The sequence below is a fragment of the Rhizobium sp. L9 genome, assembly GCF_002531885.1.
In the GTDB taxonomy this organism is placed as follows: domain Bacteria; phylum Pseudomonadota; class Alphaproteobacteria; order Rhizobiales; family Rhizobiaceae; genus Rhizobium.
In genome coordinates this window covers 1-15,874 of sequence record NZ_NWSZ01000003.1, presented here as the reverse complement: position 1 = coordinate 15,874, position 15,874 = coordinate 1, and the positions used below count along the sequence as shown (strand labels likewise).

The window sequence follows — 15,874 nt, the reverse complement described above, 5'->3', positions numbered from 1 at the left end:
GAACAGTCGCGAACGTCAGGCGTTCAGCCGGGCGCTGTCAAGCGTATAGAGTTCTTGGGCACGCTGCACCCCGCGCAACGCATAACGTCCGACGCATGCCAGCGCGGCGCGCTCTTCCGCCGGTATGGCCGCGGCGAAATCGGAGGAAATCAGCAGGTTGAGGTCGACCGAACGGCACATGGAGGCGATCCGGCTGACTTCGTTGACGGCAGGGCCGATGACAGTGAAGTCCAGCCGGTCCTGGCTGCCGATGTTGCCGTAGAACACATCGCCGATATGCAGACCGATATAGACGTCGGTTGTCGCCCGGCCGTCGGTAGCGCGCGCCGCATTCAGCGTGGCGAGCTTTTCCCGCAGCAGCGATTCCGCCCTCAGCGCCGCACGGCAGGTCTCGGCCGGCACTTCGCCCTTGAAGATGGCGAGCACACCATCGCCGATCAGCTTCAGCACATTGCCGCCCGCCTCATGGATCGCCGAGATGGCTATCTCGCTGTAATCGTTGAGCAGCGGAATGATTTCCTCCGGCGGCACGCGATCGGAAATCTTGGTGTAGTTCAACAGATCGGAAAACCACAACGCCGCCGAGATCCGCTCCGATTTACCGCGGCTGATCTTGCCTTCCATCACCTGGCGCGCCGCATCCTCACCGAGATAGACTTCCGCGATGGTGCGGGCGATGCGCCCGAGCGCAATGCACTTGATCGCCAGTCCGAGGACCGGCACGAGCTTGCGCAGAATGGCGAGATCGTGCTCCGAGAAGCCCTCGGGATGCTTGGTTGCGAAATGCGAAAAGAAGCAATCCATCTCACCGATCGTGCCGGCTTCGCTGAAACGATGCATCATTGCTACGAAGTCGGTGTTGCCCGCTTCGGCGATCTTGTCGAGCATGGTGAAATCGATCGGATCGCCGAAGCCGATGCGTCGGCGGACCTCCCGCTCGTTGCCCGACCAAAGATAATAGAAGGCCGAGCGCTGCCAGGTCGCAGCCGCTTCGCCCGAGCCCGTCGGGCCATACTCGAATTCGGTTTCGATCTCTTCCACGCTGTCCCAGCGGAAGGCCCTGCCCTCATGCACGGGGTGCAGCGTGTCCATTAGCGCCATGCCGCGGTCGAGCGGCAGGCCGGCATCGCGGCAGGCCGCGCAGAAGCCGGTCATGAGCTCCGCTTCCGAAGCGCCCTTCAGTCCCTGCTCCGTAACCCAGGCCGCAATCGTGCTGACGTCGCTGTAATCCATGCCGCTCACCTTTGTCCGTTCCGAAGCTGTAGCCCGAACTCACCGTGGAAGGAAGTCAATTGGCTCAACCGGGCGTGGGCATATTATAGGGCGTGACGATTTCGACGGAAGAAAGTGACGCTGGAACGGCCCGCCCCGGTGCTTGTGCCCGCCTCATGATTGCCCTGAAGGCCGAGCGGGCATCGGTTCTGAGATCGTGATGCAGCACGAAGCCGATACGGCCTGCGGCAAGCAGGGCGCGGTTATCGGCATCGAGATCGTGGGCGACGAAGACGCGGACGGGACGCTTTGCCGCATCGAAGGCCGCCAGCACCGCGCGATTGCCGCCGCCGATCGAATAGACGGCATTGATGGCTGGATCAGCCGCAAGTGCTGCCGCCGCAAGCGTTCCCGTGGCGGTATCGGTGCCGTGCCCTTCGCTGATTTCGGCAATGCCGATTGCGGGATAATGGGCGCGGATGACGCGGCGAAAGCCGATTTCGCGCTCCTCCTCGCCGCGGAACCGCCCGCTCGACAGCGTCACCAGCACCTTGCCGCCGGCAGTTCCGAGGAATTCGCCGATCAGATAGGCGGCGGTCTCTCCCGCAGCCCGGTTGTCGGCGCCGGCGTAAGCGATGCGGGACGAATTCGGCAGATCGGTCACCAGCGTCACCACCGGAATGCCGGCCGCATCCGCCCGCGCGACGGCCGCGGCCACCTCGGCAACGTCAGGCGCCTTGAGTACGATGCCATGCGTGCCGCGCAGCCGGATACGATCGAGAATCTGCACCAGTTCGGCCGGCTTCACCACCTCGGCAAAATGGAAACGGCATCGGAAAACGCCGGGCAGGAAGGCCGCCATCTCGGCCTCGAAAGCGGCGCGCACTGCATCGCTGAACCGCTGCGGCGTCTCCATGACGATATCGATCGCCAGCGTTCGCCCACTGCCCATCGCGCCGGCCTGCTGTTTTTCCAGCTCGGCGATCGCCGCCCTCACCCGCATTGCCGTCTGCTGACGCACACCCGGCCGGCCGTTCAGCACCCGGTCGACGGTGGCGGTGCTCAGTCCCGCCTGGAAGGCGATGTCCTTGACGAGAAAGGGATGGGCCATAGAATCCGCTTGATGGTTTTTTGATGGATTTCTGATCTACATCACCCGGTATCGCAGCGTATAGTGCCTTCATCGAAAGAGGAGGAGCCATCATGAAGACCGACAATCAGCAGAAACTGCGCGCCGACCGAGTCTGGCTCAGCGAAGATGCCTGCGATCTCGACGATTTTCGCCGCCTTGCGGAAAAGACTACCGCGCTTGCCGATTACCCCACAGCTTCAGCCGTCGAGAAGAACGTGCTGATCTATGACAGCCGCAAGGTAACGGCGGCGGCAACCGGCGAAGGCAAACGCCTCGTGCTGGCCGAAATCTGCGAAGCCTTCGGCGAAGGCCCAGGCGTCGTCGTTTTCAAACATGCTTATCAAGACACCGGCATCATCGACCGCGCCAGCGCGATTTTCGACGCCATCATCGAGGAACAGCACCGCACCTCGACGGGCGGCGGCGATCATTTCGCCAAGCCCGGCGCCAACGATCGCATCTGGAATTCGCTGGAAAAACACTGCCTCGCCGATCCGGAAAATTTCGCCGAATATTACGGCAACGCCGTTATCGCGCTCGCAAGCGAAGCCTGGCTCGGGCCGAGCTATCAGATGACGGCGCAGGTCAACCGCGTCAATCCGGGCGGTGCGGCGCAGTCGGCCCATCGCGACTATCATCTCGGCTTCCAGTCATCGAAGATTATCGAGCAGTTTCCGGCGCATGTTCACCGGCTCTCGCCTGTTCTGACGCTGCAGGGCGCGGTCGCGCACTGCGACATGCCGCTCGAAAGCGGTCCGACGCTCTTCCTGCCGCACAGCCAGACCTATGTACCGGGTTATCTGGCGCTGAAGCGCCAGGAGTTCCGGGATTACTTCGAGGCCAACCACGTCCAGCTGCCGCTCGAAAAAGGCGACGTCGTCTTCTTCAATCCCGCCCTCTTTCACGCCGCTGGCACCAACCGTTCGGCCGACATAAAGCGTGTCGCCAACCTCCTGCAGGTCTCCTCCGCCTTTGGACGGGCCATGGAGACCGTCAATCGCGAGAGGATGAGCGCCACGCTCTTCCCCGCCCTGAAGGCATTGCAAGACCGGCTCTCGTCCGACGAAATCGCCAATGCCGTCGCCGCCTGCGCCGAAGGCTATTCCTTCCCCACCAATCTCGACCGCGACCCGCCGCTCGGCGGGCTGGCGCCGAAGACGCAGGCGCAGCTGATGCATGAGGCATTGCGGGAGGGCTGGAGCGACGAAGCCTTTAAGGCCGCACTTGCCGAGCAGGCGCGGAAGAAACTGAGCTGACCCGAAGGCTGGAGCCCCCTCATCCGGTGGGGGAGAATGAGGCGGCACCGATCCAAATGCCTCCCGCAACTGCGGGAGGCATTCCACATTACCACTAAGGAGGAATCACATGAGCACAGATCATGGCCGTCTCGACGGCAAGATCGCCATCGTCACCGGCGGTACGCAAGGTTTGGGTGCCACCATTGCCCGTCTCTTCGCCGAACGCGGCGCGGAAGGCATCGTCATCTGCGGCCGCAACGAGGCCAAGGGCAAGGCGAAGGCCGCGGAGATTTCGGCCGCCACCCGCACCAAGGTCGTCTATGTCAAAGCCGACCTCGGTCAGGTCGAGGACGCGAGGAGTGTCGTCCGGGCATGCGACGAGACCTTCGGCCGCGTCGACGCCTTGGTCAATGCCGCCGCCATCACCGATCGCGGCACTATCCTCGACACCAGCCCCGAGCTCTTCGACGCCATGTTCGCCGTCAACGTCCGCGCGCCATTCTTCCTGATGCAGGAAACAGTGAAGATCATGCGCCGCGAAAGCACCGAGGGAACGATCGTCAATATCGGCTCGATGTCGGCCAAAGCAGGCCAGCCTTTCATCGCCGCATATTGCGCTTCCAAGGGCGCACTGGAAACGTTAACGAAGAACACCGCCTATGCGCTGCTGCGCAACCGCATCCGCGTCAATGGCCTCAATATCGGCTGGATGGCATCCGAAGGCGAAGACCGCATCCAACGGGAGTATCACCATGCACCTGCTGACTGGCTGGAGAAGGCGGCCGCAAACCAGCCCTTCGGCCGTCTCGTCGATCCGCACGAGGTGGCGCGCGCCTGTGCCTACCTGTCATCATCGGAATCCGGCCTGATGACCGGCTCGGTCATCTGCTTCGACCAGTCGGTCTGGGGCGCCTATGACGGCTCGCCGCATCCGGTCGCGACCCTCTGAGACAGAGCCAGAGCCCGGGATTCCCGTCGCCGGGCTCTGGCACCTGGCAGGATTTGTCGCTAGGAGAAGGACAACCGCATTCAGGGAGGAAGTGGCGTGACCGACAATCCGCTTTACGACATTCGCGATGAGCGTTTCGCTGCCATGGTCATCGGCAGCGCCGCGCTCGACGAGCTTTATTCCGGCTGCCGCTGGACCGAGGGCCCGGTCTGGTTCTCCGACCTGAACTGCCTGCTCTGGAGCGATATCCCGAACGAACGCATGATGCGCTGGACACCGGATGGCACGGTCTCCGTCTTCCGCTCGCCTTCCAATTACGTCAACGGCAATACCCGCGACCGGCAGGGCCGGCTCATCTCCTGCGAACATGGCGGCCGCCGGGTCACCCGCACGGAAATGGACGGCAGCATCACCGTTCTCGCCGACAGCTACAAGGGCAAGAGATTGAACTCGCCGAACGACGTAGTCGTCCACTCAGACGGCGGGATCTGGTTCACCGACCCGACCTACGGCATTCTCTCGGACTACGAGGGTCACAAGGCCAAACCTGAGCAGCCGACCCGCAACGTCTACCGCATCGACCCGGCAAGCGGCGCGATAGAGGCGGTCGTGGAGGATTTCATCCAGCCGAACGGCCTTGCCTTTTCGCCCGACGAGACGAAGCTCTACATTGCCGATTCCGGCTCGGCCAAACAGGAAGTGCCGCGCCACATAAGAGTTTTCGACGTCATCGATGGCAGAAGGCTCGAAAACAGCCGCTATTTCTGCAGCCTCGATGCCGGCAATCCCGACGGCTTTCGCTTCGATGTCGGCGGCAATCTGTGGACGAGTGCGTCCGACGGCGTCCACTGCTTTTCGCCTGACGGCACCTTGCTCGGCAAGATCCTGGTGCCGCAGACGGTGTCCAATCTCACCTTCGGCGGTCCGAAGAAGAACCGTCTCTTCATCACCGCGACGCGCTCGGTCTATTCGATCTATACCAAGACAACCGGCGCACAATATCCGTAAGGATCGGCGCGCCGCCGAACTGTCGGGCGGCGTTAGGCCTTCACCGCGGCCGGTCATGCAGCGGCTCGGCCCGGTGCCAGTTCTCCAGGATCCGGCCGTCGGTGTGTTTCTGCTGCGCCCAGCGAATGCCGTTCGAGATCACCTTGTGAACGGTCTTGTCGTGATAGATCGGGTAGGTCTCGTGGCCGGGGCTGAAGAAGAAGATTCGGCCCCGCCCGCGCTGGAAGGTGCAGCCGCTGCGGAACACCTCGCCGCCCGAATACCAGGATACGAACACCAGCTCGTCCGGCTGAGGGATGTCGAAGGGTTCGCCGTACATTTCCGAGGCATTGACCTCGAAATAGGGCGGCAGGCCCTCGGCGATCGGATGCGAGGGATTGACCACCCAGACGCGTTCCAGATCGCCGTCCGGCGTCTCGCGCCAGGAAAGGTTGGCATTGGTGCCCATCAGCCGGCGGAAGAGCTTCGAATGGTGGCCGGAATGCAGCACCAGCAGGCCCATGCCCTTTAGCACGCGCTGCTGCACACGCTCGATCAGCCCGTCGCTGACCTCCTCATGCGCCATATGCCCCCACCAGAGCAGCACGTCGGTATCGTTGAGCACCGAGTCCGACAGTCCTTCTTCAGGATCATCGAGCGTGCCGCGGCGGATTGCGAAGTCCGGATGGGCGATGCCGGCGGCGATCGCGCCGTCGATGCGATCCGGATAGATATCCTGGACCTCCTTGTGAAGCTGCTCGTGGCGTCCTTCGTTCCAGATCGTGACCTTGATCGTCATGTCATTCCTCGATGTTTCAGGCTATGGCCGGACGGACGACCCGACCGGTGGAATCAAACAGATGGCAGGCCGCGCGCTCGACTGTGAGCGAGACACGGTCGCCGGGGCGGATCGTCATGTCGCCCTCGGCCCGCACGACGATCGGCTGCTGCTGCGAACCAACAGTCAGATAGGTTTCCACACCAAGCCGCTCGACGATGACGACCTCGGCAGAGAAATCGCCCTGCCCATTTGACGCGAGTTTCAGGTGTTCGGGCCGGATGCCGAGCTTGGCTTCGCCCTGCGGCACAGAACCGTTCGCATCCGAGAGATCGATCGCGAGGCCGAGCGGGCTTTCCAGATGTACCTTGCCGGCATCCCGGCGCGTCGCCGTCATCGGCAGCACATTCATCTTCGGCGAACCGATGAAGGTCGCCACGAACTCGTTATCCGGCTGATGATAGAGCGCCATCGGCGCGCCCTGCTGGGCGACGACACCCTTGTTCAGCACCACGATACGGTCGGCCATCGTCATCGCCTCCACCTGATCGTGGGTGACGTAGACGACGGTCGCCTTCAGCTCGCGATGCAAGCGCTGCAGCTCGGCGCGCATCTGCACCCTGAGTGCGGAATCGAGGTTCGACAGCGGCTCGTCGAACAGGATCAGCGCCGGCTTCTTGATGATGGCCCGGCCGATCGCCACGCGCTGGCGCTGGCCGCCGGAAAGGGCAGCCGGGCGGCGGTCGAGATAGTCGGTGAGCTGTAGGATCTCAGCCACCCCCTCAACCTGCCGGCGTATCTCGGCCTCCGGCACCTTTTTGAGGCTGAGCGAGAAACCGATGTTTTCGGCGACGCTCATATGCGGATAGAGCGCATAGGACTGGAATACCATGGCGATCCCGCGCTTGTCCGGCGGCACGTCGTTGATGCGCTTGCCGTTGAGGACGAGGTCGCCATCGTCGATGCCTTCAAGGCCGGCGATCACGCGCAGCAGCGTCGACTTGCCACATCCGGACGGACCGACGAAAACGGCGAATTGCCCGTCTTCCACCGTGATGTCGACGCCTTTAATGACCTCGAGCGCGCCGTAGGATTTGCGAATGTTTCTGAGATTGATCATCGGTTTCTCTTTCTGATCTCAGCCCTTCACGCCGCCCGAGAACGTCTGGACGAGGAAGCGCCGCGCAAAGCCGAAGGCGACGACGGCAGGCAGCAGGTAGATGAAGCCGAGCGCCGTCAGCAGGCCGTAGTCGATCTCATTGATGCGCAGGAAGGCGCGGAAGAGACCGAGCGGCAGCGTCTGCAGCTCCGGCGACGACAGGAAGATCAGCGGTAGCAGGAAATCGCCCCAGGCCGACATGAAGGCGAAGAGCCCTGCGGCCGCCAATCCCGGCAGCGCCAGCGGGATCAGCACCCGGCGGATGCGCTGAATGAGCGTCGCCCCGTCCATCAGCGCCGCCTCTTCGTAATCCCTGGGCAGCCCGTCGAAGAAGGTCTTCATGATCCAGAGCGCCAGCGGCAATTGCATCGTCGCGAGCACCAGGATCAGCCCGAGATAACCGTCGATGAAGCCGGTCCAGCGCATGATGTCGCGGGCATAGCTGCCGAAGATCGGCCGTAGCACCGCCGCCTCGGCATTGTTCAGCGTCAGCAGGAACTTGTAGAGTGGCACGACGAGCGCCGTCGGCGGCAACACCCGAATGAGCAGGATCGCGTAGAGGAAAGGCAGCTTCCACCAGGCCCTGGTGCGCGACAGCGCATAGCCGCCAAGCCCTGAAAGCACCATGACGAGCAAAGTGGCGCTGCCGACCACGAAGAGCGAGTTGAACAACCACTTCGCTCCGTCCTCCTTGGTGAAGACCCTGACATAGTTGGCGAAGGTCCATTGCTCTGGCCAATGGAGAAAAAGCTGCGCATTGCCGTCGAACGAGGCAATCAGCACCCAGAAGAACGGCACGGCGCAGAAGATCGAGATCAGCGACAAGGTCGCGTAGGCAATGAGATCGGAACGGACCTTGTTTGCGCTCTCGCTCGCGGAAACGACGGCCATGTCAGACCTCCACCTTCATGGCCCGGACATAGGCAATGCCGAGGATCAGCGAGATCACCAGCGCGACGACGGCGACCGCGGCGCCATATCCCAGCTGGAACGCCGTGAAGGACTGGTTGTAGATATAGATGCTGACGACCTCGGTCGCCCCGCCCGGCCCGCCGCGCGTCAGCGCATAGACGAGGCCGAAGACGGCGATGGTGGAAACGGCCGAAATCAGCATGTAAAGCAGGATCGTCGGCATCATCAGCGGCAGCGTGATGCGGCGGAACATCTGCGAGGGTGTCGCCCCGTCCATGCGCGCTGCCTCGTAGATCTCGGCCGGAATGGTGCTGAGGCCAGCCGTCAGCAGGATCATCGCCGTGGCGATGCCGCGCCAGGTATTGACGATGATGATCATCGACAGCGGAAAGACCTGCAGCCAGTCGGCTGGAGTGACGCCGAAGAAGCTGACGATCCGGCTGAGGGTGGCGTTGTCGCCGCCCGCCAGCATCGAGATCCACATGAAGCCGGCGACAACCTCAGGAGCTGCGTTCGGCAGCAGGATGATCGACGAGAAGAGCCTGCGGAAGCGGATCGGCCGGCGCAGCGCCATTGCCGCGATCAGGCCGAGCACGAATTGCCCGATGACGGCCGACCCGATGACGAAGACGAAAGTGACGAACAGCGCGTTCCAGAACTTCGCGTCGTTGAAAAGCCTGGCATAGTTCCTGAAGCCGACGAAACGCGGCCGAAGTGCCGCCGCGCCGGTCAGCGCCTCGTTGGTGAAACTCAGATAGACGGAATAGATGGCCGGATAGATGACGAAGGCCAGAAGCAGCACGAGCGAAGGCAGCAGGATCAGCAGCCATTGCCGCTCGGCGCGATTTTCATGAGAGTTTCGGGCCATAGAAGCTCACAAACTGATCGAACGAACCGCGAAACGCGGCGATGGACGCCGCGCCCCGGGAGAAGGCAGAGAGACGAGCCTTACTTGACCATGTCGTCGCCGAGCGTTTCCTTGACGTAGTCGACAAGGATCTTCTGGGCGCCGGCGGCGTCGGTTTCCTTGCGCAGCAGCGCTTCGGTGGCGCGCGCGACACCTTCCGCCACGGTGCCGAATCCGGACGCTTGCTTCAGGAACACGCCGTTCTCGGCCGCCGCATGGATCGGAACCAGTTCCGTCAGCTTCTGGAAGTCAGCATTCTTCGCAGCGTCCTTGCTAGCCGGAATGTTGCCGATGCGGGCGGCATAGGACACCTGCGTTTCGATGGAGCCGATCTCCGTCAGCGCCTTGATCGCAAGCTCGGTGTTGGCCGATTTGGCATTCACGGCCCACGGCGCAGCGAGATTGGCGAGCACGTACTGGCCGCTGCTCTGGCCGGGAACCGTCCAGGTGCCGACCACCTTCGTCACCTCGGGGATCGGGTTCTTGCTTTCACGGCCCCAGTCAAAAATGTAGCACCAGGAGCCGCAGGTGGTCGCGGCGAGCTTGCCTTCCGGGAACATCTGGTATTTCGGCACGACCCAGGGCTCGGGTCCGAGCAGCGGCTGCGTCGGCATCAGATCCTTGTCGATCAGTTCCTTGTAGACGCCGAAGACATCCTTGATGCCCTCGCCATTGAGATCGAGTTTGCCATCGGCACCGGCAAGCTGCGGTGTCTTGGAGCCGACCAGCAGGTGCTGGAAGCCCTCGTCGAAGGCGCCGCTTCCCCAGGAAACGCCCGCCGGGAAGAGCAGGCCGTAGGCGCCAGTCTTCTGCTTGATTTCGGCGGCGCGGTCGAGAAGCTCCCGCCAGGTTTTCGGCTGTTCGGTGGAGATGCCGGCCTTCTCGAGAACATCCTTGCGGTAATAGATTTCCTGGATGCCGAGCATGAAAGGCATCACATAGGTTTCGCCATCCGGGCTGACGGCAAGCGCCTTGGCGACGTCATAGAGGCCGGCGTAGCCTTCCCAGGCCTTGAACTCCTTGGTAACAGGCGCGAGATAGCCGGCCTCCACCATGTCGGCGACGGCTGCCGTCGTCGGAATGGAGAACAGGTCGGGCGCATTGCCGGCCCCTAGCTCCGTCAGCAGCTTGGTCAGGTAGTCCTTGTCGGGGGCCGGATACTCGACCACCTCGACGGTGACCCCATATTCCTTCTCGATCCGCTCGACCGTCGACTTCATCGCGTCGATGCCGGCCTGACCATGATTTGCAATGCGGATTGTTTCAGCCTGCGCCAGCGTAGAAACCGCGCTCAGCAGAATGGCGCACAGGCCACCAAGAACCCTTTTCTTCAACGGAAGTCCTCCCTTTTTAGGCACACGGCGCCCTCCAGCACCGGCCGCACGAAATGTACACGCATTCCAATCACTGACAAGGTGGATTTTGAAAAGATTCGAATCGAAACATTAAACCATTGATTTAACGCAGATATGCATGGCTTGCCTCTGTCGATCAGTTTGTGTAATCGTGTGCACGACACTTCAGGGAGGAATTTTCATGTCTGGGAAAAAATTGCGCCTCGGCGTCATCGGCGCCGGGTTGAAGGCGGCGGAATATGCCGCGAGTTGGGCACGGATGCCGGAGATCGAGTTCGCAGCACTGGCAGACACCACGGCAACGTCGCGCCAGCGCCTGATCGATGTCTGTCTCGCGGCTGGCGCGCCCGAGCCGAGAAGCTTTCAGGACTACCGGACGATGCTGACCGAGATGAGAGAGGAACTTGACATTGTCTATGTCTCCACCCCCCACGCCTTCCATGCCGAACAGGCGACCGCCGTCGCCGAGGCGGGCCTCGACCTCTTCCTGGAGAAGCCGATGGTGACGACCGTCGCCGAGGCCGAGCGGCTGATCGCCGCGCAGAAAAAAAGCGGCGTTACCATCGTCACCGCCTTCCAGGGCGGGCTGTCGCCGCTGGTGCTCGACACGCGCCGGCGGGCGCTTGCCGGCGAATTCGGGGAGTTGATCGCCATATCGGGCATGATCTGGGAAAGCTGGGCGTCCAATTACGCCGGCCACTGGAAACAACAGCCGGAGATATCAGGCGGCGGCTTCATGTTCGACACCGGCGCCCATATGATGAACACCGTGTGCCTGCTCGCCAATTCCGACTTCGACAGAGTTTCGGCTTACATGAACAATCACGGCAAAGAGGTCGACATCGCCACCGCCGTCTCCGCCCGGTTGAAGAACGGCGCGCTGGCGACGCTGACGGCCGCCGGCGAAGGCCCGCCCAACTGCGCCTCCCACATCACCTTCTTTTACTCGAAGGCGATCGTGCGCATTGATGCCTGGGGCGGCTGGCGCGAGATCAGCGCCGGCCGCACCGCCGAGCCGCGCGAGGAGGCCGAAATTCTCGGCAATCCCATGAAGAATTTCCTCGCCATTCGCGAGGGGACAATGGAAAACTCCGGCTCCGTTGAAATGGGCCTTAGATTCGCTAGGCTGTGGGATGCAATCAAGGAATCAGCAGCGGCCGGCGGCGCGTCCGTCAGGATCGCCGCCTGACAGGCGAAGATGAGCGGAACGAACAAACGGCGGATTACCTCGAAAGAGCTGGCGAAACTCGCCGGCGTCTCCTCCGCCACCATCTCCCGTGCCTTCTCGCCGGATTCGCGCATCGGTCGCGCGACGCGCGACCGCATTCTCGCCGTCGCCCGTGAATATGGCTATCAGCCCAACGCCATCGCCCGTTCGCTGAACAATCAGCGATCGCGTCTCGTCGCCCTTGTCGTCAACGCCATCGGCAACCCCTGCGAGGCCGAGGAGCAGCAGCTTCTTGTCCACCGCCTGCAGGCGCGGCAGTTGCTGCCGATCATCCTCTGCTGCGCCGACCATTCCGACCGGCTGCAGCTGATGCGGCTTGCCTCTACCTATCAGGTCGATCACGTCGTCATCTTTTCCGACATGGTGTCGATGCAGGATGCCGTCGATATTTTCCACACGACGAAACCGATCATCGTCTCCTTCGAGCCGCTCGAAAACGAAAACGTCTCCAGCATCCGCATCGACGGCTCCAACGCCGCCGACGAAATCATCGACAAGATCGTCCGGGACGGTAAGAAGCGCTTCGCCTATCTCTCCGGCACCAATTCGAGCTGGATCGACAAGCTGAGGCGCGGATGGTTCGCCGAGGCGCTCGCCAAACGCGGCCTTGCCTTCGAAGCGCAGGCCGTCGGCGATTATTCCTATGATTCCGGCTTCAAGGAAGCCGTGCTCCTGATGCACCGAGACAAGGTCGGCGCCATCATCTGCGGCAACGACGTCATGGCGATCGGCGCGCGCGATGCCGCGCGCCGCGTGCTTGGCAAAATCACGCCTGATGATATCGCCATCGTTGGCCAGGATGGCATCGCCATGGCCGCGTGGGATTGCAACGACCTCACGACGCTGAGCCTCGACCACACCGCTTTCATCGATGCGGTGGTCGAACTGATCGAACGCCACGACGCCGGGATCGAAGGCCCGCACAGTATCACGCTCACCTGCACCCCCCGCTGGGGCTCGACTGCCTGATGCTCGCCATCGGGACGGATGAGGCGGTTCCGGATGACGGCATCGCCGAAAAAAGCTAAAGCGCATCGCATGAATAGATTCGACGTGAAGCGCCTGAACGTTGCGCCTTATTGCATCAAGGAGGAATATCCGATGACCCGATTCTCACGCGCGGAAGGGCGCCGCACGGCTCCTGATGCCACGACCGGGAGAGCCTGATATGCGTTCCGTCGTTTCCTTCAATGAAGGCTGGAGTTTCCACGAGGGCTTCGGCCAGCGCCTGCTCGAAAACTTCGATGCCGCCAAGTCGGTCAGCCTGCCCCACACCGCCGTCGAACTGCCCTTTAACTATTTCGATGAAAAGAGCTATCAGCGCGCCTTCACCTATCAGAAGGTGCTGCGCTGGCTGCCGGAATTCGAGGGCCGCGAGGTTTCGCTGATCTTCGACGCCGCGATGGCGGATAGCGTCGTCTATCTGAACGGCGAGGAGATCATCGCCCACAAGGACGGCTATACTCCCTTCGAGGCCCGCCTTACCGGCAGGCTGGTCAAGGGCGAAAACCTCGTGACCGTGAAAATCGACGGCAGCGAAAATCCTGCCATTCCACCCTTCGGCGGCCGCATCGATTACCTGACCTATGCCGGCATCTACCGCGACGTCTGGCTGAAGGTCACCGACCCGGTCTCGATCCGCAATCTCAAGATCGAAACATCAGACGTTCTCGCCCCTGAGAAATCCGCGACCGTCCGCGTCGATATTGCCAATCCCGAAGGCCGCAATTTCTCTGCAACGGTCACCGCCACGCTGAAGCAGGCCGACGGCGCCGTGATCGCCACCGCCGCAACCGAAACGATCGGCGAGCAAACCCGACTTTCCTTCGGCGGCCTCACCGGCATCGCGCTCTGGGACATTGGCAATCCAGCGCTCTACGAAATCTCCGTCGAAATCAGGACCGAGCACGGCTCCGACCGTCTATCTACCCGTTTCGGCTTCCGTACCGCCGAATTCACCCCCGAAGGTTTCCGCCTCAATGGCAAGCCGCTGAAATTGCGCGGCCTCAACCGCCATCAGGCATTCCCCTATGTCGGTTACGCCGCCGGCCGTTCCGCCCAGGAACGCGACGCCGACATCATGAAGAGCGTGCTGAAGTGCAATATCGTCCGCACCTCGCATTACCCGCAGTCAAAATGGTTCCTCGACCGTTGCGATACAATTGGCCTCCTGGTCTTCGAGGAAATCCCCGGCTGGCAGCATATCGGCGATGCCGACTGGCAGAAGGAATCGATCGAGAACGTCCGCCGCATGATTGAGCGCGACTGGAACCATCCCTCGATCATCATCTGGGGCGTGCGCATCAACGAGTCGCAGGATAGCCACGACTTCTACGTTGAGACCAACCGCTTGGCCCGTGAGCTCGACAGCACCCGCCAGACCGGCGGCGTGCGTTACATCACCGAAAGCGAGCTGCTCGAAGACGTCTACACGATGAACGACTTCATCCTCGGCAACGAGGAACTGCCGGGCTCCAACCGCCCGCGCACCGCGCTCCGCACCCAGGAGGAAAATACCGGGCTGTCACATAAGGTGCCGTACCTCATCACCGAGTTCAACGGCCATATGCACCCAACCAAGATCTACGATCAGGAACAGCGCCAGGCCGAGCATGTGCGCCGTCACCTCGAAGTGCTGAATGCCGCCTACGGCGATCCGGATATTTCCGGCGCCATCGGCTGGTGCATGTTCGATTACAATACCCACAAGGATTTCGGCTCCGGCGATCGCATTTGCTATCACGGCGTCATGGACATGTTCCGCGAACCGAAATTCGCGGCCTATGCCTATATCAGCCAATGCGATCCTTCCGAAGAGATCGTCATGAAGCCCGTTACCTTCTGGGCGCGCGGCGAGCGCAATATCGGCGGCGTGCTGCCGCTGATCATCCTGACCAATTGCGACGAGGTGGAACTGCAATATGGCGGGCTCAGCAAACGTATCGGTCCGGATCGGGAGAATTACCCGCACCTGCCGCATCCGCCTGTTGTGCTCGACCACCGGCACTTCACATCAGATGAGCTCGGCACCTGGGGACTCGAATGGATCGACGGCACCCTCACCGGCTATATCAACGGCACGCCCGTGGCCAGCCTGAGGCTGGCGGCCGATCCCTTGCCGACGACGCTGGAAATCGTGGCCGACGCCGGCACGCTGAAAGCCCGCGAACGTGACAGCACGCGTGTCATCATCCGTGCCCTCGATCAGTGCGGTAATCGCCTGCCGTTCATGAACGACAGCATTTCGCTGAAGGTGCATGGCCCCGCAAAGATCGTCGGCCCAACCAATGTGCCGCTGCAGGGCGGCACATCAGGCTTCTGGCTGGAGGCGACGGGGCTGGTGGGAGAAATCACCGTCGAAGCGGTCTCCTCACGTTTCGCGCCGGTGACCCTCAACCTAACGGCCGTCGCCTAACGCACAACCCGAAAATCGAGATGGAGCGCCCTTGGCGCGTCTTATCGGACGCACGGCGCTCCACCTTATGCGATCCGCGCCTGTGTTTCCGGATCGAAGAAGACAGCCTTGTCGAGGTTGAAGGCGAGGCGTGTGTGCTGGCCGGGCGCGATGCCGGCATCGGCGCGCAGGCGCGCGACGACTTCCTTGCCGCCGAGCTTGGTGACGGCGAAGGTGTCGGAGCCGGCCGGTTCGACAACCTCGATCAGGCAGTCGCCTTCGGTGAGCGAGCGGGCATTGCGGTCGGCGCCATCGGGATCGGTCAGCGCCTCGGGGCGGATGCCGAAGATCACCTGCCGGCCGGCATAGGAGGAAAGGCCGTTGGCGGTTGTCGTGACGGGAAGTCTGAGTGGGCCGGCGTTCGGCCGCTCGAGCGAGACCGCAAGGCCGCCGGCGCCGTTCTCGACCGAGGCCTTCACCAGGTTCATCGCCGGTGAGCCCATGAAGTCGGCGACGAACATGTTGGCGGGATTGTTGTAGATCTCTGCCGGCGTGCCGAACTGCTGGACGATGCCGTCCTTCATCACGGCGATGCGGGTGGCGAGCGTCATCGCCTCGATCTG

At 62.3% G+C, this 15,874-nt stretch carries 14 protein-coding genes; 6 read left to right on the top strand and 8 right to left on the bottom strand.

Features of this window, described 5'->3' with window-relative positions; genetic code table 11:
• Positions 1-15: 15 nt before the first annotated feature.
• Positions 16-1,233 (bottom strand): adenylate/guanylate cyclase domain-containing protein, encoded by a 1,218-nt coding sequence (locus CO660_RS02010; protein WP_097597153.1) that lies wholly within the window; start codon positions 1,231-1,233, stop codon positions 16-18.
• A 64-nt stretch (positions 1,234-1,297) separates the two neighbouring features.
• The gene (locus CO660_RS02005; protein ID WP_097597152.1) at positions 1,298-2,323 is read right to left on the bottom strand and encodes a LacI family DNA-binding transcriptional regulator; all 1,026 of its coding nucleotides are present in this window, start codon (positions 2,321-2,323) and stop codon (positions 1,298-1,300) included.
• Positions 2,324-2,415: 92 nt separating this feature from the next.
• On the opposite strand from CO660_RS02005, the gene CO660_RS02000 reads away from it, so the two are divergent.
• The 3 genes from CO660_RS02000 to CO660_RS01990 all read left to right on the top strand — a co-directional run bounded on the left by CO660_RS02000 (position 2,416) and on the right by CO660_RS01990 (position 5,539).
• Positions 2,416-3,600, top strand: a complete 1,185-nt coding sequence (locus CO660_RS02000; protein ID WP_097597151.1) for a phytanoyl-CoA dioxygenase family protein — start codon at positions 2,416-2,418, stop codon at positions 3,598-3,600.
• Between the two features lie 109 nt (positions 3,601-3,709).
• Positions 3,710-4,531 carry an SDR family oxidoreductase gene (locus CO660_RS01995; RefSeq protein ID WP_097597150.1) on the top strand — a complete coding sequence of 274 codons (822 nt, stop codon included), beginning with the start codon at positions 3,710-3,712 and terminating at the stop codon, positions 4,529-4,531.
• A gap of 96 nt (positions 4,532-4,627) precedes the next feature.
• The gene (locus CO660_RS01990) at positions 4,628-5,539 is read left to right on the top strand and encodes an SMP-30/gluconolactonase/LRE family protein (RefSeq protein ID WP_097597149.1); all 912 of its coding nucleotides are present in this window, start codon (positions 4,628-4,630) and stop codon (positions 5,537-5,539) included.
• Between the two features lie 40 nt (positions 5,540-5,579).
• Here the strand turns inward: CO660_RS01990 and CO660_RS01985 are convergent, their stop codons facing one another.
• From CO660_RS01985 to CO660_RS01965, 5 genes are all read right to left on the bottom strand, one after another.
• On the bottom strand, positions 5,580-6,317 hold the full coding sequence (locus CO660_RS01985) for a ThuA domain-containing protein (protein ID WP_097597148.1): 738 nt from the start codon (positions 6,315-6,317) through the stop codon (positions 5,580-5,582).
• 16 nt (positions 6,318-6,333) lie between these two features.
• Positions 6,334-7,416 (bottom strand): sn-glycerol-3-phosphate ABC transporter ATP-binding protein UgpC, encoded by a 1,083-nt coding sequence (gene ugpC / locus CO660_RS01980; RefSeq protein WP_097597147.1) that lies wholly within the window; start codon positions 7,414-7,416, stop codon positions 6,334-6,336.
• Positions 7,417-7,434: 18 nt separating this feature from the next.
• Positions 7,435-8,346 carry a carbohydrate ABC transporter permease gene (locus CO660_RS01975; protein WP_097597146.1) on the bottom strand — a complete coding sequence of 304 codons (912 nt, stop codon included), beginning with the start codon at positions 8,344-8,346 and terminating at the stop codon, positions 7,435-7,437.
• A 1-nt stretch (position 8,347) separates the two neighbouring features.
• Entirely contained in the window at positions 8,348-9,235 is an 888-nt protein-coding gene (locus CO660_RS01970; RefSeq protein WP_097597145.1) for a sugar ABC transporter permease, read from the bottom strand.
• A gap of 80 nt (positions 9,236-9,315) precedes the next feature.
• Positions 9,316-10,608 (bottom strand): extracellular solute-binding protein, encoded by a 1,293-nt coding sequence (locus CO660_RS01965; RefSeq protein ID WP_097597144.1) that lies wholly within the window; start codon positions 10,606-10,608, stop codon positions 9,316-9,318.
• A gap of 202 nt (positions 10,609-10,810) precedes the next feature.
• On the opposite strand from CO660_RS01965, the gene CO660_RS01960 reads away from it, so the two are divergent.
• From CO660_RS01960 to CO660_RS01950, 3 genes are all read left to right on the top strand, one after another.
• Positions 10,811-11,818: a Gfo/Idh/MocA family oxidoreductase gene (locus CO660_RS01960; RefSeq protein ID WP_097597143.1), complete on the top strand. Its 1,008-nt coding sequence runs from the start codon at positions 10,811-10,813 to the stop codon at positions 11,816-11,818.
• A 9-nt stretch (positions 11,819-11,827) separates the two neighbouring features.
• Complete coding sequence (locus CO660_RS01955; protein WP_097597142.1) at positions 11,828-12,826, top strand: LacI family DNA-binding transcriptional regulator; 999 nt, start codon at positions 11,828-11,830, stop codon at positions 12,824-12,826.
• 199 nt (positions 12,827-13,025) lie between these two features.
• On the top strand, positions 13,026-15,272 hold the full coding sequence (locus CO660_RS01950; RefSeq protein ID WP_097597141.1) for a glycoside hydrolase family 2 TIM barrel-domain containing protein: 2,247 nt from the start codon (positions 13,026-13,028) through the stop codon (positions 15,270-15,272).
• Between the two features lie 65 nt (positions 15,273-15,337).
• Here the strand turns inward: CO660_RS01950 and CO660_RS01945 are convergent.
• Positions 15,338-15,874: TOBE domain-containing protein (locus CO660_RS01945; RefSeq protein WP_141504775.1), on the bottom strand; the 537-nt coding region annotated here is incomplete at its 5' end.

Bases quoted from the DNA above. Each gene is read 5' to 3' on its own strand.
- CO660_RS01995 (WP_097597150.1), top strand. From the start codon at position 3,710: ATGAGCACAGATCATGGCCGTCTCGACGGCAAGATCGCCATCGTCACC.
- ugpC (WP_097597147.1), bottom strand. From the start codon at position 7,416: ATGATCAATCTCAGAAACATTCGCAAATCCTACGGCGCGCTCGAGGTC.
- CO660_RS01955 (WP_097597142.1), top strand. From the start codon at position 11,828: ATGAGCGGAACGAACAAACGGCGGATTACCTCGAAAGAGCTGGCGAAA.
- CO660_RS01960 (WP_097597143.1), top strand. From the start codon at position 10,811: ATGTCTGGGAAAAAATTGCGCCTCGGCGTCATCGGCGCCGGGTTGAAG.
- CO660_RS01975 (WP_097597146.1), bottom strand. From the start codon at position 8,346: ATGGCCGTCGTTTCCGCGAGCGAGAGCGCAAACAAGGTCCGTTCCGAT.
- CO660_RS01970 (WP_097597145.1), bottom strand. From the start codon at position 9,235: ATGGCCCGAAACTCTCATGAAAATCGCGCCGAGCGGCAATGGCTGCTG.
- CO660_RS02010 (WP_097597153.1), bottom strand. From the start codon at position 1,233: ATGGATTACAGCGACGTCAGCACGATTGCGGCCTGGGTTACGGAGCAG.
- CO660_RS02005 (WP_097597152.1), bottom strand. From the start codon at position 2,323: ATGGCCCATCCCTTTCTCGTCAAGGACATCGCCTTCCAGGCGGGACTG.
- CO660_RS01985 (WP_097597148.1), bottom strand. From the start codon at position 6,317: ATGACGATCAAGGTCACGATCTGGAACGAAGGACGCCACGAGCAGCTT.
- CO660_RS02000 (WP_097597151.1), top strand. From the start codon at position 2,416: ATGAAGACCGACAATCAGCAGAAACTGCGCGCCGACCGAGTCTGGCTC.
- CO660_RS01950 (WP_097597141.1), top strand. From the start codon at position 13,026: ATGCGTTCCGTCGTTTCCTTCAATGAAGGCTGGAGTTTCCACGAGGGC.